The sequence below is a fragment of the Streptomyces himalayensis subsp. himalayensis genome, from assembly GCF_013778455.1.
In the GTDB taxonomy this organism is placed as follows: Bacteria; Actinomycetota; Actinomycetes; order Streptomycetales; family Streptomycetaceae; genus Streptomyces; species Streptomyces himalayensis.
Window position 1 is genome coordinate 307,076 of record NZ_JACEHE010000007.1, and the last position, 21,936, is coordinate 329,011.

23 protein-coding genes and 3 pseudogenes are annotated in these 21,936 nt (G+C 70.1%); 13 read left to right on the plus strand and 13 right to left on the minus strand.

Features of this window, described 5'->3' with window-relative positions; all coding sequences use genetic code 11:
- Positions 1-691: 691 nt before the first annotated feature.
- Both H1D24_RS14875 and H1D24_RS14880 read left to right on the plus strand, forming a co-directional pair.
- Positions 692-1,696 (plus strand): LacI family DNA-binding transcriptional regulator, encoded by a 1,005-nt coding sequence (locus H1D24_RS14875; protein ID WP_181657999.1) that lies wholly within the window; start codon positions 692-694, stop codon positions 1,694-1,696.
- Positions 1,697-2,129: 433 nt separating this feature from the next.
- Positions 2,130-3,566, plus strand: coding sequence for a benzaldehyde dehydrogenase (locus H1D24_RS14880; RefSeq protein ID WP_181658048.1), 1,437 nt, complete (start codon positions 2,130-2,132; stop codon positions 3,564-3,566).
- Positions 3,567-3,645: 79 nt separating this feature from the next.
- Here the strand turns inward: H1D24_RS14880 and trxA are convergent, their stop codons facing one another.
- Complete coding sequence (gene trxA, locus H1D24_RS14885; RefSeq protein ID WP_181658000.1) at positions 3,646-4,029, minus strand: thioredoxin; 384 nt, start codon at positions 4,027-4,029, stop codon at positions 3,646-3,648.
- Positions 4,030-4,243: 214 nt separating this feature from the next.
- On the opposite strand from trxA, the gene H1D24_RS14890 reads away from it, so the two are divergent.
- Complete coding sequence (locus tag H1D24_RS14890) at positions 4,244-5,671, plus strand: dihydrolipoyl dehydrogenase family protein (protein ID WP_181658001.1); 1,428 nt, start codon at positions 4,244-4,246, stop codon at positions 5,669-5,671.
- Between the two features lie 143 nt (positions 5,672-5,814).
- On the opposite strand, the gene H1D24_RS14895 is transcribed toward H1D24_RS14890, so the two are convergent.
- Positions 5,815-6,174, minus strand: a complete 360-nt coding sequence (locus H1D24_RS14895; protein WP_220136720.1) for a tetratricopeptide repeat protein — start codon at positions 6,172-6,174, stop codon at positions 5,815-5,817.
- Between the two features lie 105 nt (positions 6,175-6,279).
- Here H1D24_RS14895 and H1D24_RS14900 point away from each other — a divergent pair, with 105 nt between their 5' ends.
- Positions 6,280-7,245 carry a pirin family protein gene (locus tag H1D24_RS14900; protein WP_181658002.1) on the plus strand — a complete coding sequence of 322 codons (966 nt, stop codon included), beginning with the start codon at positions 6,280-6,282 and terminating at the stop codon, positions 7,243-7,245.
- A gap of 384 nt (positions 7,246-7,629) precedes the next feature.
- Positions 7,630-7,977: pseudogene (locus H1D24_RS14905) on the plus strand (PucR family transcriptional regulator); the annotation flags it as partial.
- A gap of 67 nt (positions 7,978-8,044) precedes the next feature.
- Here the strand turns inward: H1D24_RS14905 and H1D24_RS14910 are convergent.
- The 7 genes and pseudogenes from H1D24_RS14910 to H1D24_RS14940 all read right to left on the minus strand — a co-directional run.
- Positions 8,045-8,213, minus strand: a pseudogene (locus tag H1D24_RS14910) (IS1380 family transposase); the annotation flags it as partial.
- Between the two features lie 257 nt (positions 8,214-8,470).
- Positions 8,471-8,641, minus strand: coding sequence for a hypothetical protein (locus tag H1D24_RS14915; RefSeq protein ID WP_181658004.1), 171 nt, complete (start codon positions 8,639-8,641; stop codon positions 8,471-8,473).
- Between the two features lie 36 nt (positions 8,642-8,677).
- Positions 8,678-9,034, minus strand: coding sequence for a PRC-barrel domain-containing protein (locus H1D24_RS14920; RefSeq protein WP_181658005.1), 357 nt, complete (start codon positions 9,032-9,034; stop codon positions 8,678-8,680).
- 195 nt (positions 9,035-9,229) lie between these two features.
- Positions 9,230-9,502: a hypothetical protein gene (locus H1D24_RS14925; protein WP_181658006.1), complete on the minus strand. Its 273-nt coding sequence runs from the start codon at positions 9,500-9,502 to the stop codon at positions 9,230-9,232.
- Between the two features lie 87 nt (positions 9,503-9,589).
- Entirely contained in the window at positions 9,590-9,850 is a 261-nt protein-coding gene (locus H1D24_RS14930; RefSeq protein WP_181658050.1) for a hypothetical protein, read from the minus strand.
- A gap of 86 nt (positions 9,851-9,936) precedes the next feature.
- The gene (locus tag H1D24_RS14935; RefSeq protein ID WP_181658007.1) at positions 9,937-10,164 is read right to left on the minus strand and encodes a hypothetical protein; all 228 of its coding nucleotides are present in this window, start codon (positions 10,162-10,164) and stop codon (positions 9,937-9,939) included.
- Between the two features lie 24 nt (positions 10,165-10,188).
- Positions 10,189-10,728, minus strand: a complete 540-nt coding sequence (locus tag H1D24_RS14940; protein ID WP_181658008.1) for a DUF5994 family protein — start codon at positions 10,726-10,728, stop codon at positions 10,189-10,191.
- A gap of 386 nt (positions 10,729-11,114) precedes the next feature.
- Between H1D24_RS14940 and H1D24_RS14945 the strand changes: the two are divergent.
- Together H1D24_RS14945 and H1D24_RS14950 are read left to right on the plus strand one after the other, a co-directional pair.
- Positions 11,115-11,231: pseudogene (locus H1D24_RS14945) on the plus strand (pirin family protein); the annotation flags it as partial.
- Between the two features lie 436 nt (positions 11,232-11,667).
- Complete coding sequence (locus tag H1D24_RS14950; protein WP_181658009.1) at positions 11,668-12,198, plus strand: hypothetical protein; 531 nt, start codon at positions 11,668-11,670, stop codon at positions 12,196-12,198.
- Between the two features lie 98 nt (positions 12,199-12,296).
- On the opposite strand, the gene H1D24_RS14955 is transcribed toward H1D24_RS14950, so the two are convergent.
- From H1D24_RS14955 to H1D24_RS14970, 4 genes are all read right to left on the minus strand, one after another.
- Positions 12,297-12,776 (minus strand): hypothetical protein, encoded by a 480-nt coding sequence (locus tag H1D24_RS14955; RefSeq protein ID WP_181658054.1) that lies wholly within the window; start codon positions 12,774-12,776, stop codon positions 12,297-12,299.
- A 198-nt stretch (positions 12,777-12,974) separates the two neighbouring features.
- Complete coding sequence (locus H1D24_RS14960) at positions 12,975-13,295, minus strand: aldo/keto reductase (protein ID WP_309484313.1); 321 nt, start codon at positions 13,293-13,295, stop codon at positions 12,975-12,977.
- A 59-nt stretch (positions 13,296-13,354) separates the two neighbouring features.
- Entirely contained in the window at positions 13,355-14,113 is a 759-nt protein-coding gene (locus tag H1D24_RS14965; RefSeq protein WP_181658010.1) for an IclR family transcriptional regulator, read from the minus strand.
- Positions 14,110-15,657, minus strand: coding sequence for an APC family permease (locus tag H1D24_RS14970; protein WP_181658011.1), 1,548 nt, complete (start codon positions 15,655-15,657; stop codon positions 14,110-14,112). Before H1D24_RS14970 ends, H1D24_RS14965 begins: the two co-directional genes overlap by 4 nt.
- A gap of 258 nt (positions 15,658-15,915) precedes the next feature.
- Between H1D24_RS14970 and H1D24_RS14975 the strand changes: the two genes are divergently transcribed.
- The 6 genes from H1D24_RS14975 to H1D24_RS15000 form a co-directional block, all read left to right on the plus strand.
- The gene (locus H1D24_RS14975) at positions 15,916-17,367 is read left to right on the plus strand and encodes an APC family permease (protein ID WP_309484314.1); all 1,452 of its coding nucleotides are present in this window, start codon (positions 15,916-15,918) and stop codon (positions 17,365-17,367) included.
- Between the two features lie 74 nt (positions 17,368-17,441).
- Positions 17,442-19,433, plus strand: a complete 1,992-nt coding sequence (locus H1D24_RS14980) for a primary-amine oxidase (protein ID WP_181658012.1) — start codon at positions 17,442-17,444, stop codon at positions 19,431-19,433.
- A gap of 71 nt (positions 19,434-19,504) precedes the next feature.
- Positions 19,505-20,053 carry a hypothetical protein gene (locus tag H1D24_RS14985; RefSeq protein WP_181658013.1) on the plus strand — a complete coding sequence of 183 codons (549 nt, stop codon included), beginning with the start codon at positions 19,505-19,507 and terminating at the stop codon, positions 20,051-20,053.
- Positions 20,054-20,227: 174 nt separating this feature from the next.
- Complete coding sequence (locus tag H1D24_RS14990; RefSeq protein WP_181658014.1) at positions 20,228-21,040, plus strand: amidohydrolase family protein; 813 nt, start codon at positions 20,228-20,230, stop codon at positions 21,038-21,040.
- A 309-nt stretch (positions 21,041-21,349) separates the two neighbouring features.
- A complete protein-coding gene (locus H1D24_RS14995) occupies positions 21,350-21,553 on the plus strand; it encodes a cold-shock protein (protein WP_181658015.1) in 204 nt (67 codons plus the stop codon).
- 109 nt (positions 21,554-21,662) lie between these two features.
- A partial coding sequence (locus H1D24_RS15000; RefSeq protein WP_181658016.1) for an argininosuccinate synthase domain-containing protein occupies positions 21,663-21,936 on the plus strand: 274 nt, incomplete at its 3' end.

Sequence of the window (21,936 nt, forward strand, 5' to 3'; positions counted from 1 at the left end):
CTGCCTGATGTCAACTCCTCATCTGTCCGCGGGCCTTACTTCCCCTCGGACGGGGTGACACTTCCGGTATCCGCCTGCGGGAATGTTTCTCCGGGGCCTTGCCCGCGTGATGCTGCCGCTGCCGCGCCGGTCCAGCATCGGATCCGGAGCCCGGCTCGGCATCGGATCCGGAATCGGGCTCGGCGTCGGCGGCGCAAGCCCGGCTTGGGGCTTGGCGCGTAAGGCCGCCCGTGGCATGGGGCTCAAGTCCGCCCGTGGCATGGGGCTCAAGTCCGCCCGTGGCATGGGGCTCGAGTCCGCCTTCGGTATGGGGCTCAAGTCCGGCTTCGGGCATGGAAAGATGCCTCGCGTCATGGTGCAGATACCTGAGCAGTCCGTACCACAGCAGCCATTCGGCGCTACGCCGGATGACGACGTGGAATCGCCCGATTCCGCACCGAGCCCGGCCCGGCACCACGCCGTGCAGGCTCCCCCCTCGTCACGCCCCCAGGCCGAGTCGCGCCACGCCGGGGGGCCGCCCACGCCACCCCCGACCATGCGGCCGCCCGCGCCGCCTCCGTCCGCGCCCGGCTCCGCACATGCCCAGCCAGCCGCCCCGCGCAGCGCCCACGGCTCCGGAACCGCCCAGCGGTCGGCCCCACGTGTCACGGACGGCCCGGGCACCGCGCAGCGGTCCGCTCCCCGTCGGGTCGTGCAGCGGGCCGTCCCGACGAGTGCCGATGTGGCGCGGCTTGCCGGGGTCTCACGGGCCACCGTGTCGTACGTACTGAACAACACCAGCTCCGTGCGGATCAGTGAGCCCACCCGGCGACGGGTCCACGAGGCGGCCAGGGAGCTCGGCTACGTGCCGCATGCGGCGGCCCGCAGTCTGCGGGCCGGGCACACCCGCATGGTGCTGTTGCCGGCCCCGGAGGTGGCCGTCGGCCCTCTGTACAGCGGGCTCTTCCACGAACTCCACTGGGCGCTGAGCCGTCTCGACTACACCGTCGTGCAGTTCGGCAGCGCCGGGCAGAGCGGCGACCAGGCCGCCCGGGCCTGGGCGGAGCTGCGGCCGGCCGCCGTGCTGATGTTCAGCACGTTCAGCGCGCGCCTCGGGCCCCTGGGCGTCGACGTCCTGAAGCGCTCCGGCGTGCGGGCCGTCATCACTCTGGCCCAGGAGCCCACCGAGGGTGCCCACGCGGTCCTCATGGACCAGCGCACGGTCGGCCGCTGTGCGGGCGAGCACCTCCTGGCACGCGGCCGGCGCCGCATCGGGGTCGTCGTTCCTGAGGAGCCGGGCCTGGAGGCCTATTCGCTGCCCCGTCTGGAAGGCGTACGCCGTGCCGCACAGGGCACGGGCGCGGAGATCACCGAGTTGCCCCTCGCCTACGACGAGGCGTCGGCCGCCCGGCTCGCAGGGCGTTGGCGGCGCCTCGCCCTCGATGGCGTGTTCGCGTACAACGACGAGTACGCAATGCTGCTGATGCGTGCCCTGCAGGACGAGGGGATCGGCGTGCCCGACGACACGGCAGTGATGGGTGCCGACGACCTCATGCTCGGCAGGCTGCTGCGTCCCCGGCTGAGCACCGTACGGATCGAGCTGCCCTCCGGAAGGGAGCTGGCGGAGATCGTCGACCGCGCCGTCCGCGACCCCGGCGCGCCGCCCGAGGTCCACAAGGTGCTCGACGTGACCGCGGTGCACCGCGAGTCGGCGTGACCGCCGTGCACATAGAGTCGGCGTGAACCGCCGCGCAGCGCGAGTCGGCGTGACCGCCGTGCACATAGAGTCGGCATGAACCGCCGCGCAGCGCGACTCGACGTGAGCGTGCACCCAGGTGCCACGACGCGGCCGGAGGCCGTGGTGCGCGGCACGTACGTGCATCATCGTCCGGTTCGCCGGAACTCCTCGACTGTTACCGCGAATTACGCCGGCGGAGAGTGTGGCAGGCGACACGCTTTTCGAACGGGATGACTAACATGTTGCATGCTCAACCAGGGGGGATGCCTGAGAGCACCGCGTATGTTTCGCGCGCCCGCGGCGTATCGCGGCATCCCGCCTCGCAACCGCCGAACCGGCCCCGAGCCACACGGGACTTCCGATGTGCGAACGGGCTTCCCCTCGACGACCTGTGACCGATCGGAGAGCCGTCATGGCCCTGCTCGACCCGAACACCTGGCAGTCCCGGCCTCTGTCGGGAGGTGAGTACGCCGTCACCGAGCCCGCCACAGGCGACACCCTGGCCTCCGTCACGCTCGCCTCCGCCGAGGACGTCACGGCGGCCGCGGTCAGCGCACGTGCGGCCCAGACCGCCTGGGCCCGCACCCCGCACTTCCAGCGCGCCGCGGTGCTGCGCCGCGCCGGCGACCTGTTCGCCGCGCACGCCGACGAACTGCGCGAGTGGATCGTGCGCGAGTCCGGCTCCATCCCGGGCAAGGCCGACTTCGAACTGCACGTGGCCGCCCAGGAGTGCTACGAGGCCGCCGCCCTGGCCTCGCGCCCGACGGGTCAGGTGCTGCCGACCGAGGCGCCCCGGCTGTCGTACACGCGCCGTGTCCCGGTGGGCGTGGTCGGCGTCATCTCTCCGTTCAACGCGCCGCTGATCCTGTCCATCCGCTCGGTCGCCCCGGCCCTCGCGCTCGGCAACGCCGTCGTGCTCAAGCCGGATCCGCGGACCGCCGTGTGCGGTGGCCTGGCGCTCGCTGCCGTCTTCGCCGAGGCAGGGCTGCCCGAGGATCTGCTGCACGTCCTGCCCGGCGGTCCCGAGGCGGGTCAGGCGCTCGTCGCCGACCCGAACGTGCCGGTCATCTCCTTCACCGGCTCCACCGCCGCGGGCCGCGCGGTAGGCGAGGCCGCGGGACGCCACCTCAAGCGCGTGCACCTGGAGCTGGGCGGCAACTCGGCGCTCGTCGTCCTCGAGGACGCCGACATCGACGCGGTGATCTCCACCGCCGCCTGGGGCTCCTTCTTCCACCAGGGCCAGATCTGCATGACGACGGGCCGCCACCTCGTGCACGCCTCGCTGTACGAGGAGTACGTGGAGCGGCTCGCCGCCAAGGCCGACTCACTCGCCGTCGGCGACCCCCACCGCGAGCAGGTCCACCTCGGCCCGATCATCGACCAGGGCCAGCTCGCCAAGATCCACGGCCTGGTGGAGGCCAGCACGGCGCGCGGAGCCAAGCTCGCCGCGGGCGGCACGCACCAGGAGCTCTTCTACCGGCCCACCGTCCTCGCCGGAGTCGAGGACCAGACGCCCGCATACGCGGAGGAGGTCTTCGGCCCGGTCGCGCCGGTGCGGTCCTTCACGACGGCCGACGAGGCGGCGGCGCTCGCCTCCGCGACCCCGTACGGCCTGTCGCTCGGCATCGTCACCCGCGACACCGCGCGCGGTCTCGACCTCGCCGAGCGCATCCCGACCGGCATCGCCCACATCAACGACCAGACCGTCAACGACGAGGCGGTGGCGCCCTTCGGCGGCATCGCGGCCTCCGGCACCGGCGCCCGCTTCGGCGGCGAGGCCAACCTGGAGGCCTTCACCGACGTGCGCTGGACGACGGTGCGCGGGGATGTGGCGGGCTATCCGTTCTGACGGCGCGGCTTGTTCCGGCGTAGCTGCCACCTGCCGTTGTGGCGTCGACCGGCGCCACAACGGCAGGTGACTCGGGCGCTCAGCCCTGCTGCTCCTGCTGCTCCGCCTCGGCGATCGACTCGCGGACCGCGTCCATGTCCAGGCGGCGGGCCTGCCCGATGACGTCGTCCAGCGCGGCCTCGGGCAGCGCCCCGGGCTGGGCGAACACCGCGACCTGGTCCCGGACGATCATGAGGGTCGGGATGGACTGGATACCGAAGGCCGCGGCCAGCTCCGGCTGGGCCTCCGTGTCGACCTTGCCGAAGACCAGGTCGGGATTGCCCTCAGCGGCCTTCTCGTAGACCGGGGCGAACTGCCGGCACGGCCCGCACCAGGACGCCCAGAAGTCGATCAGCACGAAGTCGTTGTCCGTGACCATCTGGTCGAAGTTGTCCTTCGTCAGCTCCACGGTGCTGCTGCTCATGGGTTGTTCCCTCTTCCTGGTGGGGGTTCGTGGCTGGTGGGGGGTTCGTGGCTCGGTGGGGTTCGTGGCCGGCGGCTTCCCGGTCGGGGGGAGCCGCTGTCGACTACCGGGCGTATACGGCTGTCCACAACCGCGCGCGTAGATGGCGTATTCCGCGTGTTCCGCGCACGTACCCATGTGGCCAGGCGGCACACCTGGCACCAGACTGGCCCGTATGACGGAAGCCATCGCGTATGACGTCGTAGTGCTGGGTGCGGGGCCGACGGGGGAAAACGTCGCGGACCGAACGCGCGCGGCGGGGCTCAGCACCGCGGTCGTGGAGAGCGAGCTCGTCGGCGGCGAGTGCTCGTTCTGGGCGTGCATGCCCAGCAAGGCCCTGCTGCGGCCGGTCATCGCCCGCGCGGACGCCCGGCGCACGCCGGGGCTGCGGGGGGCCGTGCAGGGCCCGCTCGACACACCGGCCGTTCTCGCGCACCGGGACGAGGAGACCGCCCACTGGAAGGACGACGGGCAGGTCGCCTGGCTGGACGGCATCGGAGCGCAGCTCTACCGCGGCCGCGGCCGTCTCGACGGCCCTCGCCGCGTCGCCGTCACCGCCCCCGACGGCACGGAGCAGCTGCTCACCGCCCGGCACGCCGTGGCGGTCTGCACCGGCAGCCGCGCGGTCCTCCCGGACCTGCCCGGCCTGGACAAGGTGCGCCCCTGGACGAGCCGCGAAGCCACGAGCGCGGACCATGTGCCGGGCCGGCTCGTGGTGGTCGGTGGGGGAGTCGTCGGCGTCGAGATGGCCACGGCCTGGCAGGCGCTCGGCTCCCAGGTCACGGTGCTCGTACGCGGCGGGGGGCTGCTGCCTCGTATGGAGCCCTTCGCCGGTGAGCTCGTCGCCGGGGCGCTCAAAGAGGCCGGTGCGGACGTACGGACCGGCACGTCCGTGACCGCGGTGACCCGGGACGGGTCCACGATCACGGTCGAGGTGTCCGGGGGCGACCGCATCGAGGCCGACGAGATACTCTTCGCCACCGGTCGCGCCCCGCGCACCGACGACCTGGGCCTGGAGACCGTCGGCCTGGAGCCCGGGTCGTGGCTGACCGTCGACGACAGCTGCCGCGTCGAGGGCAGCTCCTGGCTGTACGGGGTCGGGGACGTCAACCACCGCGCGCTGCTGACCCACCAGGGCAAGTACCAGGCGCGGATCGCGGGCGCGGCGATCGCCGCTCGGGCGCAGGGCGTGCCGCTGCTCGAGACGGACCGCTGGGGCGCGCACGTGGCCACCGCCGACCACGCCGCCGTCCCGCAGGTCGTCTTCACCGACCCGGAAGCGGCCGCGGTCGGCCTCAGCCTCGCCGAGGCGGAACGCGCCGGCCACCGCGTACGCGCGGTCGACCAGGACATCGCCGCCGTGGCGGGCGCCGGCCTCTACGTCGACGGCTACCGGGGCCGCGCCCGCATCGTCGTCGACCTCGATCGCGAGGTACTGCTCGGCGCCACGTTCGTGGGCCCGGGCGTCGGCGAACTCGTGCACTCGGCGACCATCGCGGTCGCCGGCGAGGTCCCGATCGACCGCCTGTGGCACGCGGTCCCGTCGTATCCGACGATCAGCGAGGTGTGGCTGCGGCTGCTGGAGGCTTACCGGGACGCGTAGCCGCCCGTTTCCATGCTGTCCCCATGGCGCAGGAGCATTTCAAGGACGGGACCCTGTCGGGCGAGAGCGAGGACGCGGACGCCGGCGAACCGGCCCGTGGACGTTCTCCTTTTGTTGCCGTCTACTCGGGCCTCCTGTTCCGGCTACTCCGGCGCGAAGTCTCCCGACAGCGCCGCGGCCATCCGCAGATGCGGCGCCGCATCGGCGTCGCGACCCTGTCGCTCCAGCGTCCGGCCCAGCATCAGCCGCGCGTAGGTCTCGACCGGATCGCGCTCCAGGACCGCCCGCAGCTCCGTCTCCGCGCGGCGCAGTTGGGCCGAGTGGTAGTACGCGCGGGCCAGCAGCAGTCGCGGGGCGACCTGCTCCGGGACCTCGGCGACCAGGCCGTCGAGAACCCGAGCGGCAGCCGCGAACTCCTTGGCGTCGAAGAACATCCGCGCACGCTCCCAGCGCTCCGCGGCCGTCCCGTGCCCGTAATACTCCGTGTACTCCACGTTCTCCATGTCGGCTTTCGACCTCCTCGACCGTCCGAAACCACTGCTGACCGTTGAAAATTCCACCGTCGGGGCGAACTGACGCGGGGCGCCCGGCGGGTCTAGGTTGGCGCCATGAGCAATCTCGACCGCGAGGCGGTTCCCGCCCTCTGCGGTGGCCGAGGATTCGTCGTCGCCGAGCCGGTGCGCGAACTCCTCAGCCCCCGGCGGGTCAAGCTCGGCGAGTCCACCGAGGTACGCCGTCTGCTGCCCAACCTGGGCCGCCGCATGGTCGGCGCCTGGGCCTTCGTCGATCACTACGGCCCCGACGACATCGCCGACGAACCGGGCATGCAGGTGCCGCCGCATCCGCACATGGGCCTGCAGACGGTCAGCTGGCTGCACGACGGTGAGGTGCTGCACCGCGACTCGACCGGCAGCCTCCAGACGATCCGCCCGCGCGAACTAGGCCTGATGACCTCCGGTCGGGCGATCAGCCACTCCGAGGAGAGCCCCGGGCGGCATCCACGGTTCCTGCACGGCGCGCAACTGTGGGTGGCCCTCCCCGACACCCACCGGCACATCAACCCGCGGTTCGAGTACCACCCGGACCTCCCCACCGTCACGGCCCCGGGCCTCACCGCCACGCTCATCCTCGGCTCCCTCGACGGCGCCACCTCACCGGGCTCGACCTACACCCCGATCGTCGGCGCCGACCTCGCCCTCACAAGCGGCACCGACGTACGCCTCCCGCTGGAGCCCGACTTCGAGTACGCGGTGCTGTCCATGTCCGGCGAGGCACACGTGGACGGCGTCCCCGTCCTGCCCGGCTCGATGCTCTACCTCGGCTGCGGCCGCGGTGAACTGCCGCTGCACGCCGAGTCGGACGCCGGTCTGATGCTGCTCGGCGGCGAGCCGTTCGAGGAGGAGCTCATCATGTGGTGGAACTTCATCGGGCGTACGCAGGAGGAGATCGAACAGGCCCGCTCGGACTGGATGACGGGCAGCCGCTTCGGCGAGGTGAAGGGGTACGACGGCGGCCGGCTGCCCGCTCCCGAACTCCCGCCGGTGCCGCTGAAACCGCGCGGAAGGGTGCGCTGACCTGGGGGAATATAGGTGAGTGGTTCCTCGGGGCGGACGTCCCCTACGGGCCGCGTGCCTCGCGTTTGCCCGCCGGGTGGGGCGTGGCGCCACGCCCTCTATCGGTCTCGGCGGGACCATCTTCGATTCCGGGCACGGCGTGATCCACGACCTCGGCGGGCGCCCCCTCGCGCGCCGGAGGGCAGGCCCTGCCGAAGCTCCCATCCGTCGACGCCCGGAGCCTCAGATCCGGCGATCATGAAGCGGACGAGTGAGAAGCACGGCCGTTGATCTTCCGGGTACCGGTCGTTGAAGTTCTGCACTCGAAGGAGCTCCAGGCCGTTGCTGGCGCAGTGCTCCCGTATCTACTTCAGGGCGGCGTTGGCCGCGTGCTCCGTGGCCACCCCCGTCGTGGACGCTTCGGATGTACTGGTCTACCAGGTCCTCGGTAGAGACCGCGCAGCCATCACCGACCTGGTGGCTACGGTCCTCGGCGGACTGGAGAGAGCACGCGGCGGCTCGCAGCCGCTTCTGGACACCCTCACCGCCTACTTCGCCAGCGGTTGCCTGAACACCACCACCGCACGCCGCCTGGGACTGAGCGTACGGGCGGTCGCCTACCGGCTTAACCGCGTCCGGCGGCGCACCGGCCATGACCCCACCGACGCCGACCAGCGATACATCCTGCAGACCGCCGCTCTCGGCGCACGCCTCCTGGGCTGGCCGTCTCGTCCGCTCCAACCCACAGACTGACCCTGCGCCGCGCTCAGTGGGGTCCGATCTTGCTGAGGGCCCGTCAGCTTGCTGACGGACGTGGGTCGCCGCCGGAATCGGTGCGGATCAGGGTCCCGCGCCCGCGCCGGTACTTCTTCGGCGGCTGGGCCAGCGCCAGCCGGGCGGCTTCGACGTGGTCGGTTGGCGGTGTTGCTGCCCGCGTTGCCCGGCCGCAGCAGGCCGGCGACCGGCTCACCGGTACCCTCGCGGCCGTGCTGACCTTGTTCTCTGCAGATTTTCTCGTCGGACCGGCGAACGCGGCGGCCGGGGCCGTGTACGAGTCCAGGGGCTGGGACAGGATGGACCGCCCGCGGGTGGCCAACCCGAGTTGGAGGCGTGGAACAGACGGGCGGTGCGCTGAGCCTGCACGGCAGGACCAACGACGCTTGCGGCGACGGCGCTTGCGTCCAGTACCGGTCGTGGCCACCGTCGACCGCGTCCGGGGACCGCCCGCGGGCGAGGCGCGGTGGTTTCATCGGAGGGGGTGCCGACGCGAGCGCCGGGTCGTTCGCACGGCGATGAAGGCCACGTCGGCCACGACGAGCACGATCCCGATGATCAAGAGATAGAAAAGGCCCTCCGCCAGTGCGCCGATGACTCCCAGGACGACGGCCACGAGCAGCAGGAACAGGAAGATCGCCATGCGAAGAACACTTCCTCTGGCGCGAGGCTCGGGTGGTCAACGGCGGGCGAGTTTTCGTTCGCCGCCTGCGCCCGGCTGGTAGGCCATGTCGTAGTGCTTGAAGATCGCTTCTTCCTGCTCGGCGGGCAGGATGTCGTCCGTGCCGATTGACGGGACTTTCTTCACCAGTCCCTTGGAGTACGCGACCTTGACGTAGTCCGGTCCCAGAATCGCCTCGTCGAGGGGGACGAAGATCAGACGCTGGCGGGTGGGCAGGCCGGTGCGGACGGTGGCCATGGCCGGTTCGTCGGTGGTCGTGTCCACGTAGATCGCTTCCAGCGCGCCGATCTTGTGTCCCTTCCGGTCGACGACGTCGTGGTTGCGCCACTCGCGGATGTCGGCTGAATGGATCATGCCTTGCTCCCTGTGGGCGCGGCGATGGTGGCACAACGGCCCCGGCGTATACACACCGGGGCCGCCCTTCCAGGTCGTTGCACGTGAGAGTGCGCCGACCCACTTCTCATGGTATGCCCAAGGCGCTTTTCCGGCATTAGTGACGTTTTTATGCCATACGGCCCATCGGGGCCCGCCAACGGCCCCGATGTCGCGTCAGCCTCGATCCTCCTCTTCGGCCTCCATGAGCCGGATTCCCTGGTGCGTCAGCGTGACCATCGCGGGTGTGTTTCCTCGTGACCAGTCGACTGTGATGAGCCCCTCGCCCATCAGGTATGCGCAGGCGGCGGCCAGATCCTGCTCCGGGACCTGGAGGTCGTCGCGTAGCTTCGCTCCGGTGACGCCAAGGAGACGATTGCCTTCCGTGGCCTCGTACAGAGCCTTCATGATCGCATCGCGGAAGTGCTTCCGTTCGTGCAGTGTTGCCATGATTGCCGCCCACTCGTGCCGGGCATCGACTCGGAGCCCATGGGGACCGGGGTGGCGACGCCCGCCGCCCCGTTGAGGGGTATCGCTTCAGACTTCGTCCGTCTGAGTGCGATCCTCGCCGGAGGATTGACTGGTGACGAGCCAGGACTGCGCCGGCCCTGCAACACGCGCGGTGTCCACGGTGAGGTGGAGGCGGGTTCCGCCTTCACCGGTTGCGGGGTAGCTGCGCTGTTCGGTGGAGGCGAAGCAACGACGCAGAACCTCTGCGACTTGGCGGGCGGCCTCGGGTGACGCGGCGACGATGCGCACGTCGGCGCGCCAAGCCGGGGGCAGTTCCGTCGGCTTCATGGTGACCTCGCTCATCCGGGACGACGTGTTCGGTGGGTGTGACACCGTCGCGCCACACCCACCGCCCCACCAGAGGAAAGTCGGCGTCACCTGCGGCCCCCGATCGCCGTGCTCGCGGTGGGTGGTGACGACGGGCGATCCGGCAGGCCCTGCCGGCCGTCGGCTCTTCCGGCTCTGTCGGCCGATTCCCGGTATGGCTCGCTGTAGTGGAATGCTGCGATCCGTTCGTCGTGCCGGCCATTGAGCAGATGGATCAGCAGCATTCCTATGAGGATCATCGCAGTGATCGCGGCCAGGGTGATGACGGTCTCCACGTCCTCACATCCCTCGGGCGGTGTTCAGGAGTCCGACAGGGTTCCGGCCGCCGAGGCGGCGCCGCCATCGGTCTCCCACTCCTCTTCCCCGCTCAGCGCCTCCCTCGCGTCACGGGTTGTGTCCTCGCTCGCCATCAGACTGCTGGCGGTGAGGAGGGCCCCAGGGGTCGCTGCGGCCGACATCAGCCGGGCGGCGGCAGCCTCTCCCGTCTCCGGCGGGACCACCAGGAGGTCCCAGCGGCCCGAGTTGTAGGAGAGGAGGATCAATTTGTTCGGGTCCTGCTCGTCGGCGAACCAGCCCACGTGCACCGTGTGCCCGGTCACTGGCACCTTGCGTGGGATCACAGGCCAGTGTGCCGGGTTGACTGTGACGCGAGTGATCCGGCCCCAGCGCGCGTCCAGTACGTCCGTGAGGGCACGGAGTTCATGGGAGAGATCGCGTGAGCGAGGCCACCAGGCACCGTCGAGGAGACCTGGAACCGACCCCGCCGGGGTGAGGGACAAGCGGACCGGCTGCGACGGCAGGCACTCATTGATGATCGTACGTTCGATGGTCGCGGTCATGACGCGGACCTGTCCCCAGGCTCGTCTCCGACGTCCCGGTGTTGTTGCTCGCCGAGAACGACACCGGTATTGAAGCCGGTGCACGAAGTACTCCCGGTGCCTTCACTCTACTCCGGTCGACGGTCCACGGATGTGCGCATGACCAGGCGTTTTCCTGGGGACCCACGGGTTCCCGTTCCCGGGCTGAGCCCCCACGGCAGCTCCTGCAGTGGTGGACATCGCGGTCAGGGTATGGAACGTGAACGACGAGGGGGACGACTGGAGCGCACAGCTTGGCCGGACGGTGCGCCGCCGCCGATCGACGCGGGGGCCGGCGCGCTGGCGCAGCCACCAGACCTGTTCGGCATACCGGAGAGCTTCACCACCGGCACCGTGGCAGCACCAGCGAGCAGGCCCGCTCGGACTGGATGACGGGCAGCCGCTTCGGCGAGGTGAAGGGGTACGACGGCGGCCGGCTGCCTGCTCCCGAACTGCCGCCTGTGGCGCTGAAACCACGGGGGAAGGGTGCGCTGAACTGCGGTGATGGGCCCGGGGCGCATCGCCGTCAATTCCCCCTGCCCGGCCGTCCGCCGGAGCCCCGTCGCTTCATCGGCCCGTGTGGGATGCCGATCATGGTGGGGTAATATGCCGCCACGAACTCACCGATCACGAGTGCAAGTTACTCGCTCCGCTGATACCGCGGGCCTTGACGGGACGGCCGCGCAACGGGGACCGGCAGGTCATCAACGGCATGTTCTGCAAGATCCGTACCGGGATTTCCTAGCGTGACCTTCCGGAACCCTACGGGCGTGGAAGACGGTGTACACCCGCTTCCGCCGCTGCGCGCTCGACGGTCGTCTTCGCCCGTGCACTGCAGCAGGCCTGAGGAGCGCCCAAAGGACATCGACGAGGTAGACGTTCGGCCATGATCAAGACGCAGACGGTTGCCGAGGAGCCAGCGTGAGACACACCGTCGGAATGGCCGTACCCCTGGCGGCTCTGGCGCTGCTGACCGCGTGCGGGGGTTCCGCGGGAGGCACCCACCCCTGCACCCTGACGGACGCGCCCGCCGGGATCCAGGTCGATGTCCACCCGGACCTGGAGAAGAGGATGGCCGACGCGACCCTTACGGCCTGCTGGGACGGCACATGCCGGAAGCGCCCACTGCGGGGGACCTGGTCGGAAGAACCGGCGACCCCGGGGAACCCCGTGATAACCACGGAATCCGCTACCGCCACAGAAACCCCGGCAGCGCGAACCCGCCCAAACCCCGCGCCCTATCTCTGGCCTGGCTTCGCGGTCGTGCGTGACCTCCCAAGAAAGCCGATACACGTCACGCTGGTGTTCAAGAACCAGCGGGGCGCCACCGTGCTCGACCGACAGATCACCATCACCCCGCAGCTCACCTATCCCAACGGCCGCAACTGCTCGCCAGGCGGGCACCAGGCGCGCCTGAAGGTCACGGCGGAGGGCTCGCTGATCCCACGCTGACCGTGCGCTCCACAACGGATTGGGGCTGGAGGAGGAGATCACGTTCGGCTCGGCCGTATCCAGCCCGCTTGAGGAGCCTGTCTCTCGTCACCTGACCTTCACCCTGGCCGGAGCTGTCCCCGCTCCAGGTCGGCCGTGAGCGTGGCCCGGAAGAGTGTTGGGGTGCAGCCCTCCCCGTTGGGCTGGAACCTGCGCAACTCGACATCCGTGCGCTCGTCGAAAAGGACGCGCTTGCCGTCGTCTCGCGAGGTGACGGTGAACCGCACGGGCACTGTCACCTCGCCGATGTCCTCGTCGAGCACCACGTCCGTAAGAGGTGCCGGATCGTCACTGTTCGCCACGGTCCTGCTCTCGCAGACCTCCTGTACGCAGAGCCGGGCGACGAGCGAGCCCGAGTCCGTGTCCGACCCCCCTGTCACCGAGTCGGCGAAGTCAGCCGGCTCCCAGCCCACGGCGACCCCTGACTCTCCGCTGATCTCGGTGCACGCCTGCCCTCCGCCGATGCCCGCGCAGCCGATGGCCAGCAGACCGGGAAGGGCCAGAAGCAACAGCCGTTGTCTCTTCGCGTTGCGCTTCATGTTTTCCCCCAGAACGTCGCACGTACGACGAGTCGCCGGTGAAAATGTTCCCGCCTTAGGGAACATCGGTACAGCCCATCGTCCGACCTGGATCGCCCTGGGTAACCACCGGGGGCCTTCCGCAGCCGCCGCACGTCATGATGGGTCGGTGGACTTCGTCTGACTGCGTTGGAGGGGCGTGCCCGGCGGCCGTTGCCGTCAGGGCTGGGCGCGCCGAGCGACGATCCCGGGGGCAGATCGAGGTGGGCACGTACCTTCGGCGTAGCGGGCGCCGAAGCCGCCGTGGGGCAGGATCTCGTCGATGGCGGCCGGGTCGGCCTCGGTCAGGGCGACATCGGCGGCGCCGGCGTTCTCCTCAATGCGCTTCGGGCTGCGGGTGCCGGGGATGGGCACGACGTGCTCGCCACGGGTGAGCAACCAGGCCAGGGCCAGCTGGGAGACGGTGATGCCCTTGGACGCGGCCAGGTCGCTGAGCCGGTTGACGGCCTCGACGTTCTTCTCGAAGTTGCCGGGCTGCATGGCGGCGGAAAGGACTTCCGGTAGCTGGGCTGGTACGGGGAGGCAAGGTACCCGCCGGCTCAGACCACCAATGGCGCCAGCCGCCGTGCGCATTCCCGCAGTTGGTCGACCAGGGCACTCTGCTCCCCGGGCCGGGCGACGGCGCCGATCCGATCGGGCGTGCCGCAGACCGCGAGCCCGGCCGCCAGGCGGCCCGTGGTCTCGCTGTGGACGGGTACGGCCAGGCAGGCATGGAGCGGATCGAGCTCACACTGTTGCATGGCGACGCCGTCGGTTCGGACGCGGACGAGTTCGGCAGCGAGGGCTTCGGGCGTGGTGATGGTGTGCCCTGTCAACGCGGCAAGGTGGGACGGCATGGTGTGTGCGTCTGCGAGGAGGAGTTTGCCGAGAGCCGAGGCGTGTGGGTGGCGTGTCAGGAAGGCGGCGTCCGTGGGCGGGTGATCCGGATCCGGATCGGTGAAGTCGATGCGGCCGTCGGCGTATCCGGCCAGATGAACCCCGAACCGTAGCTGGTCACGCAGCCGGGAGACCGCGGCATGCGCGGCAGCCGGCACGGCGGGGACCGGGCGGGGCCCGGTCAGTTCGGCGACCCTGCGCCCTAGGGCGAAGCCGCGGAGATCGGGCATCCGCACCAGGTATTCCTCCTCGACCAGCAGATTGAGGAGCCGGTACGTTGTCGCGGGCGCCAGTCCCAGGGCTGCGGAGATCTCTTTGGCGGTGACGCCCGGCGCGGCTGCCGCCACATGCCGCAGCACGGCCAGTGCGCTGCGTATGGCCCGTGGCTGGCGCCCGCTGAGGGCGACCGTGTCACCGCTCACCGCGCCCGCCGGGCTGGTGGTCCGCTCTGCTGGTGCGCGATATCGACCGGCAGGTGCAGGAGGGTGGCACTCGCACTGTGCAGGACGTCGGCCGCGCTCGTCTCGTCGTACACCCCGATCCTCCCGATACGCTCCGGGTCGCGTCGGCGGGCGATCACGAACCAGACCGTTCCCGCACCCATCAGCAGCGTGAAGAGGCCGGGCACAAGCGCATTGCCGGCGGACAGGTTGAGCCGGGCGTGAGCGGCGAGGACGAGCAGCAGGGACGGGACGCACACCGCTGCCGTGGCCACGGCCCCGCGGGTCAGCTCGCCGATGCGGTGCAGAAAGACGGGTGCCGCCAGGCACACCAGGGCGTATGCGGTGAGGAACCCGTAGGTGCACAGGCTCAGCAACAGGCTGAAGACCGTGCGCAGTTCGAGTCCCGCGGCGAGCAGACCGAGCGGGACCAGTACCAGGAAGGGCAGCACCAGGCGGACCGCGATGTGTGGCGTGCCGTGGGTGGGGTGCGTGCTGCCCAGTCGGCGGGGTGTCATGCGTTCGCGGCCCATGGAGAACAGCAGACGCACCAGAGCAGTACCGGAGGCGACTGCGCAGGCGAAGAAGGAGATGGCGATACCGAGGTCGAGCAGGACGGGCAGCCGCACGGCGGGATGGCGACCTGGGTCGTCGAGCGGGGACAGGACGCCGTCACCACCCGTTGGCAGCACCTGGGTATAGGTCGCCAGCAGATACAGGGCGGCGGAGCATACGACGGTCCAGCGCACGGCCCGTCCCACGACGAGGAACGGGCGGCGTGCCTCCGCCCCCAGCACGGTGGCGCTTTCGAACCCGATGAAAGCTCCGAACGCGGGCAGCGCCCCCGCGGCGACCGACGCGAGCGCCCCGGGATTCGCCTCGGGCGGCGCCAGTTGTCGCATATCGGGATGTGGCCCCTGGCGTACGAGGAGCACGGCGAAGAACGCCAGGGCCAGCACGATGGACGCGACCTCCAGGCAGAGAGCGAGGCCGGCGGACAGCCGCACGCCCCGCACGAGGAAGTACGCGGTGAGGGCGCCCGCAGCCGACAGCGTCAGCACGACCGGCAGGCCGGGCAGTTCGGGCGGCCAGGCCGTCAGACCCAGCCGGGCGCAGAGCAGCCCTGCATACAGTCCGGTGCCGGTCAGTGCCCCCATCACCAGCACGCCGTAGCCGATCAGCAGGGCGCATCCGCAGGCGAAGGCCGCGGCCGGACCCAGCCCCTTTGCGGTGAAGCTGTACAGGGCGCCGGGCGCGGCCATCCGGATCGAGAAGGTGCGTACGCAGGCGGAGACCAGCAGTGCGAGCAGTGCGGCGAGCGCCACTGACCACAGTGCCGAGGTGCCCGCTTGTACGGTGACCAGGGCGGGGGTGGTGGCCATCGCGGCTGCAGGGGCAACGGCCGAGACGGACTGGGCCAGCACCGGCAGCGGCCCGAGTGAGCGCCTGTCGAGGCCCGCGACGGGAGAGCTGCCGCGCAGCGCCTGGGCTGAAGAGGCTTGTGCCGACGTGCTGGTGGCGCTCATCGCAGTCCTCCTGAGTCTCGTCCGACCCTGATCACTCGGACAAGACCTGGTGCCGGTGGTGCCGTGCGGCACGGTAGGGGCGGCACGTTTCCGCCAGATGATCACCAGGTCACACGGGAGTGTTCGCGAACGGGAAAGCTCGCAGCCGACGTTCCCGTTCGGCGTGCCGCTGACAGTGACTCCGGTGTGACGGACCGGCAACCCCAGGCGTTGAGACTGCCGCGCAGGCCAACTGCCGCCGATCATCTGGAGGCCACCGTGAGCAGTACGGCGAGTTCACCGCCCGAATCCGTGACCGGGCCCGGAGAGGGTGCCGCAACGCGCCCGGGTCTGCGCGGCTCCCTCGGCACCACTTCGATCGTCCTGATGGTCCTGGCGGCCGCCGCCCCGCTGACCGTCGTGGGCGGAGCCGTCCCCCTGGGCATCGCCTTGGGCAACGGCCCTGCGTATCCGGCCGCTTTCGCCGTCTGCTGCGTGGTGCTGCTGCTCTTCGCAGTCGGCTTCTGCGCGATGGCGCGACACGTGGGTCAAGCCGGAGCGTTCTACGCATACGTCGACAAGGGTCTCGGCCCACGCGCCGGACTCGGCTCCGCGTTCCTCGCGCTGGTCACCTACACCGCGATTCAGGTGTCGGTGTACGGGTACATCGGTGTCGCCCTCGACGGCCTCATCCAGTCCTACGGCGGGCCGCACATCCCGTGGTGGGCATGGACCGGCACCATGATCGCCCTGGTCGGCGTGCTCGGCTACCGGCACGTCGACCTCAGCGGCAAGGTGCTCGGTGCACTGCTGATCGGCGAGGTCGGCATCGTCCTCGCGCTGGACGCGGCCGTGGTCGGCACCGGCGGCGACCACGGTCTGTCCACCGCGCTGCTCACGCCCTCGCAGCTCACCTCCGGATCGCCGGGCCTCGCGGTCACCTTCGCCATCGCCGCGTTCATCGGTTTCGAGGCCACGGCCGTCTTCCGCAGCGAGGCCCGCGACCCCGACCGGACCATTCCCCGGGCCACGTATCTGGCCCTCGCGCTCGTGGGCGGTTTCTACACCCTTTCCAGTTGGGCCCTGGTGTCCGCCTGGGGCGATGAGCAGGCGGTGGCTGCCGCCGGCCGCGACCCCGAGGGCATGCTGATGGCGACCGTGAGCCGCTACCTCGGGCCGTTCGCCGAACACCTCGCACAGGCGCTATTCGTGACGAGCCTCTTCGCGTGTGTGCTCTCCTTCCACCACGTCATCGCCCGCTATCTGCACTCGCTCGCCGAGCGCGAGGCCCTGCCCGCACAGCTCGGCCGCGCCCACCCGCGCCACCACTCGCCGTACGCGGCGTCCGTGGTGCAGACGGCGAGTGCCGCCGCGCTGATCGCCGTGTTCACGCTCGCCGGGATGGATCCCATCACCCAGATCTTCACGTGGATGGCGGGTGTGGCCACCGCGGGCGTCGATGTCCTGATGCTGCTCACGTGTGTCGCGGTGCTGGTGTTCTTCCGCCGCACGGGCAGCGACACCCGGGCGTGGCACACCCGGTGGGCGCCTGCCCTCGGCGGCGTCGGGCTGGCCGTACTGCTGACCCTCACGGTCCTCAACTTCCCGCTGCTGATCGGCGGTTCCACCGTCCTGGCCGCGGCGCTGCTCGGTGTGCCGGCCGCGTCCTTCGTCGTCGGTGTCGTACGAGAACGCCGACGCCGTGGCGATGCGGTCGCCGTGGCCGCCTGAAAGCGCAGGCCCTCCCCTTCCTCTTTCCCTTTGTCCCTGACCACCTGCACCTCCCGAGATCCAGGAGTACACACATGACCGTGACCGACGGCGCCTTCCCTGAGGCTGCTGCAGCGGGCCTCACCGTGCCCCCGCCCGCGCACCCCCTCGCCATGCTCACCGCCGACGAGATACGCGCCGCCCGCGCCGTCCTGGACGCGGCCGGGCACCTCGGCGATGACGTACGTTTCGTCTCCATGGTCCCTGAGGAGCCGGCCAAGGCCGAGCTGCTCGCCTTCTCCCCTGGCGGCCTTGTGGACCGGCGGCTGCGGATTCTGCTTCTTGACCGGGCGAACGGCGCCTCGTACGACACGATCGTCTCCGTCACGCGCGGCGCGGTGGACCACTTCGAAAAGATCGACACCGCGGTGTCCGGCCAACTTCCGATCCTGGACGAGGAGTTCGAGACCGTTCAGGAGATTCTCGACGCCGACGACACCTGGCGCAGGTCGCTGGCCCGCCGGGGGCTCGACGTCTCGACCGTACAGGCGGTCCCGCTCTCCGCCGGCCACTACGGCTATGAGGGCGAGGCAGGCCGCCGTATCGTCCGCAGCTTCGGATTCCATCAGGACCACGAGCAGGACCACCCCTGGGCCCACCCGGTCGACGGCCTGGTGGCATACGTCGACCTGACGGCACGTACCGTCGTGCAGGTCATCGACGACGAGCTGGTCCCTGTGCCCGAGGAGCCCGGCAACTTCCAGGACCCCGCGTACACCGGACCGGCCCGCACCACCCTCAAGCCCATCGAGATCACACAGCCCGAGGGCGTCAGCTTCACCGTCGAGGACGGGGTCGTCCGCTGGGAGAACTGGACTCTGCGGCTCGGTTTCAACGTCCGTGAAGGCCTGACGCTCCACCAGATCAGCTTCTTCGACCGCGAGAAGGGCCGCGAACGGTCGGTCGTGCACCGTGCCTCGATCGCGGAAATGGTCGTCCCGTACGCCGATCCGTCCCCGGTGCGGTTCTGGCAGAACTACTTCGACCAGGGCGAATACCTCTTCGGCCGCTACACCAATTCCCTGGAGCTCGGCTGCGACTGCCTCGGTGAGATCCACTACACGGACGTCGTCGTCGCCGACGAGCACGGCGAGCCGCGGACCATCCGGAACGCGATCTGCATGCACGAGGAGGACTACGGCGTGCTGTGGAAGCACTCCGACCTCTTCGCGGGCTCGAACGAGACCCGCCGCCAGCGCCGCCTGGTGATCTCGTTCTTCACCACCGTCGGCAACTACGACTACGGCTTCTACTGGTACCTCTACCTGGACGGCACCATCGAGTGCGAGTCCAAGGCCACCGGGGTCGTCTTCACCTCCGGGTACCCTGAGCAGGGACGGGAGTTCGCGACCGAGATCGCCCCCGGCCTGGGCGCACCCTTCCACCAGCACCTCTTCTCCGCCCGGCTGGACATGGCCGTCGACGGGCAGTTCAACGCCGTCGACGAGATCGATGCCGTACGCGTGCCCGTGAGCGACAAGAATCCGCACGGCAACGCCTTCGGACGGCAGGTCACCCGCCTGCGCAGCGAGCAGGAGGCGCAGCGGCAGGCCGACGGCAGCCGGGGCAGGGTCTGGCACGTGGTCAACCCTGAGGTGACGAACCGGCTCGGGCAGCCCGTCGGTTACGCCCTCGTTCCCGAGGGACTGCCGACACTGCTCGCCGACGACTCGGCGTCCGTCACCTCCCGGGCGGCCTTCGCCACCCGCCACCTGTGGGTCACCCGCCACGCAGACGACGAGCGCTACCCGGCGGGCGACCTGGTCAACCAGCACCCCGGCGGCGCGGGACTGCCCGCATGGACGGCCGCCGACCGGAGCATCGACGGCGAGGACATCGTGCTGTGGCACACCTTCGGCCTCACCCACTTCCCGCGTCCCGAGGACTGGCCGGTCATGCCGGTCGACTACGCGGGCTTCGCCCTCAAGCCGGTCGGCTTCTTCGACCGCAACCCCACTCTCGACGTGCCGCGCAGCAGCAACAGCGGGCACTGCCACGGGGACGGGCAGGAGTCGACGTGCCTCTGACGCACGCAGCGGTGCTCGGGGCGGCGATGCATGGGGGAGCGGGTCACAGTTCGACGGTCCACGGATCGGTCGTGGGGCACGTATCAGCGCTGCACACCGTGCTGATGGCGGTCATGGCCCTACTGGGTGCGGTCTGTGCCCTGGCCGCACTGTGGTCCGGGCGGCGCGGCGACACCGCCCGGTGCTGGCTGCCCCATCTTGCAATGGGGACGGTCATGGCCGCTGCATGCCTGCCGAGCGCGGGTGCCGTCGTGCCTTGGGCGGGCGCGGCGGCGCTGGCCGCGGTGGCGGTGTGGTCGGCCCGGCTGGCCACCCGCCCGGCCACCGTCGGCTGGTACACCTGCGCCGACCTGATGGCGTGCGCCGTGCTGCTCGCCCTGACCGCCTGGGCAGCATCCGCGCCCGCCGGCCCCACAGGCCACGCCACCCCGCCCGGCGCCGCCGTAGCGGCCACGGTCGCTGTCACGCTGGCCTGGGCGGGCACACGCGCGGCGCTTTTCGCGGGGACCCTGCCGCCTCCGTCCCGTACGACAGACCGGGACCCATGGGGGGCACGCCTCGTCCGGCTGGGCGGACCTGTCATGGTGCCGCTGATGGGCGTGATGGTGCTGACGGCCTGAACCGCCGGACGCCCAGGGCCGGTGCGCCCGTGTCGACTGTCCTTGGTACTCAAGAGCCGGCCTGCTTCCACGGTGGTCCCGTCGAGCATGGACCGCTACGCTGCCGGGGTAAGCGATCGCTTAGGCCTGCGTCGCTGAGCAAGCCGGCGGCAGGAACAGAGAGGCAGGGGACACGTGCCGGTCGTAGACGCGTGGATGCAGCATCCCACGCTCCGTCACTCCAACCACGAGATGTTCGATTCGCTGCGCCGCTGGACCGGGCAGGGGCTTCTCGAGGAGGCGCTGCCGATCAAGGCCACATTGGCCGCGATGGCCGCGGCCGATGTGGAGATCGGCCTCTCCGCGGCCTGGTACGGGCCGCAAGGGCCGCTGATCACCAACGACGAGGTGGCGGAGTTCGTCGCCCAGTCCGACGGGCGGCTGCGCGGGGTTGCCGGCGTGGACCTCACCACACCGGTCCAGGCCGTACGGGAACTGCGCCGTGCGGTGCAGGAACTCGGTTTCGTGGCCCTCAGGATCGTTCCATGGCTGTGGCAGCTGCCGCCCACCGACCGGCTGTACTACCCGCTGTACGCCGCCTGCGTCGATCTCGGCATCCCCTTCTGCACGCAGGTCGGACACACCGGCCCTCTGCGCCCTTCCGAGACGGGCCGTCCCATTCCCTACATCGATCAGGTCGCGCTCGACTTCCCTGAACTGACGATCATCTGCGGGCACATCGGCTACCCGTGGACGACGGAAATGATCGCGGTGGCGGACAAGCACGCCAACGTCTACATCGACACCAGTGCCTACGCCGCTCACCGTTACCCCCGCGAGCTCGTCGACTATCTGCGGGGCAGGGGAAGGCGGAAGGTACTGTTCGGCACCAACTACCCGATGATCACGCCCGCCCAGGCCTTGGAACACCTCGACGACCTGGGCCTGGACGACGAGACGCTCGAGCTGTTCCTGCACGGAAACGCGCGACGGATCTTCGACCTCTGACGGCCGCTGTATCAGCTGCACGCACCAGAGCTGTGAGCACGCCGGGCCCATTGCCGGTCCCCGCCGAGCAGCGATATGCGGCCTTTCATCTCCGAACCGCCACCGTGCGCTGCCGCCGCAGAGCACATGGCTGAAGAGGCGCACGTCCGAATTGATGATGCCCCATTGACCAACCGGCTGCCCGGGCGACTCAGGCGGTGCGTTCACTGACAGAAGCCAAAGCGGGATGGCAAGGTTCAGGAGCCGCGGCCGCTACAGGTCTGCTCGGCGTGGAGGCTTTGCGTCACGGCGCGAAAGGGGATCCGGACGATGGCAACTGGCACTGTGAAGTGGTTCAACGCCGACAAGGGCTTCGGCTTCATCCAGCAGGACGACGGCGGGCCTGACGTGTTCGTCCACTTCTCCGCCATCCAGACCACTGGTTTCAAGGAACTGCACGAGGGCGACAAAGTCGAGTACGAGGTCACCCAGGGGCCCAAAGGACCCCAGGCGGAACAGGTTCACCGCATGTAGAGCACCTTTCGGTGCACCGTCCCACCAACTTCAAGATCGCCGCGGCGGCCGTGGCGGCGCGACGTAGGACCCCTTTGCATGATCATGCGAATCCATGCATAATCTTCCTATGTCCAAGGTCCTCACCTCCCTCCCCGCCGGCGAGCGCGTCGGCATCGCCTTCTCGGGCGGCCTCGACACCTCGGTCGCGGTCGCGTGGATGCGCGACAAGGGCGCCGTCCCGTGCACCTACACCGCCGACATCGGCCAGTACGACGAGCCCGACATCGCCTCGGTGCCCGGCCGTGCGAAGACCTACGGTGCCGAGATCGCGCGCCTGGTCGACTGCCGCGCGGCGCTGGTCGAGGAGGGACTCGTGGCGGCTGGGGTGGGTGTGCTCGTGG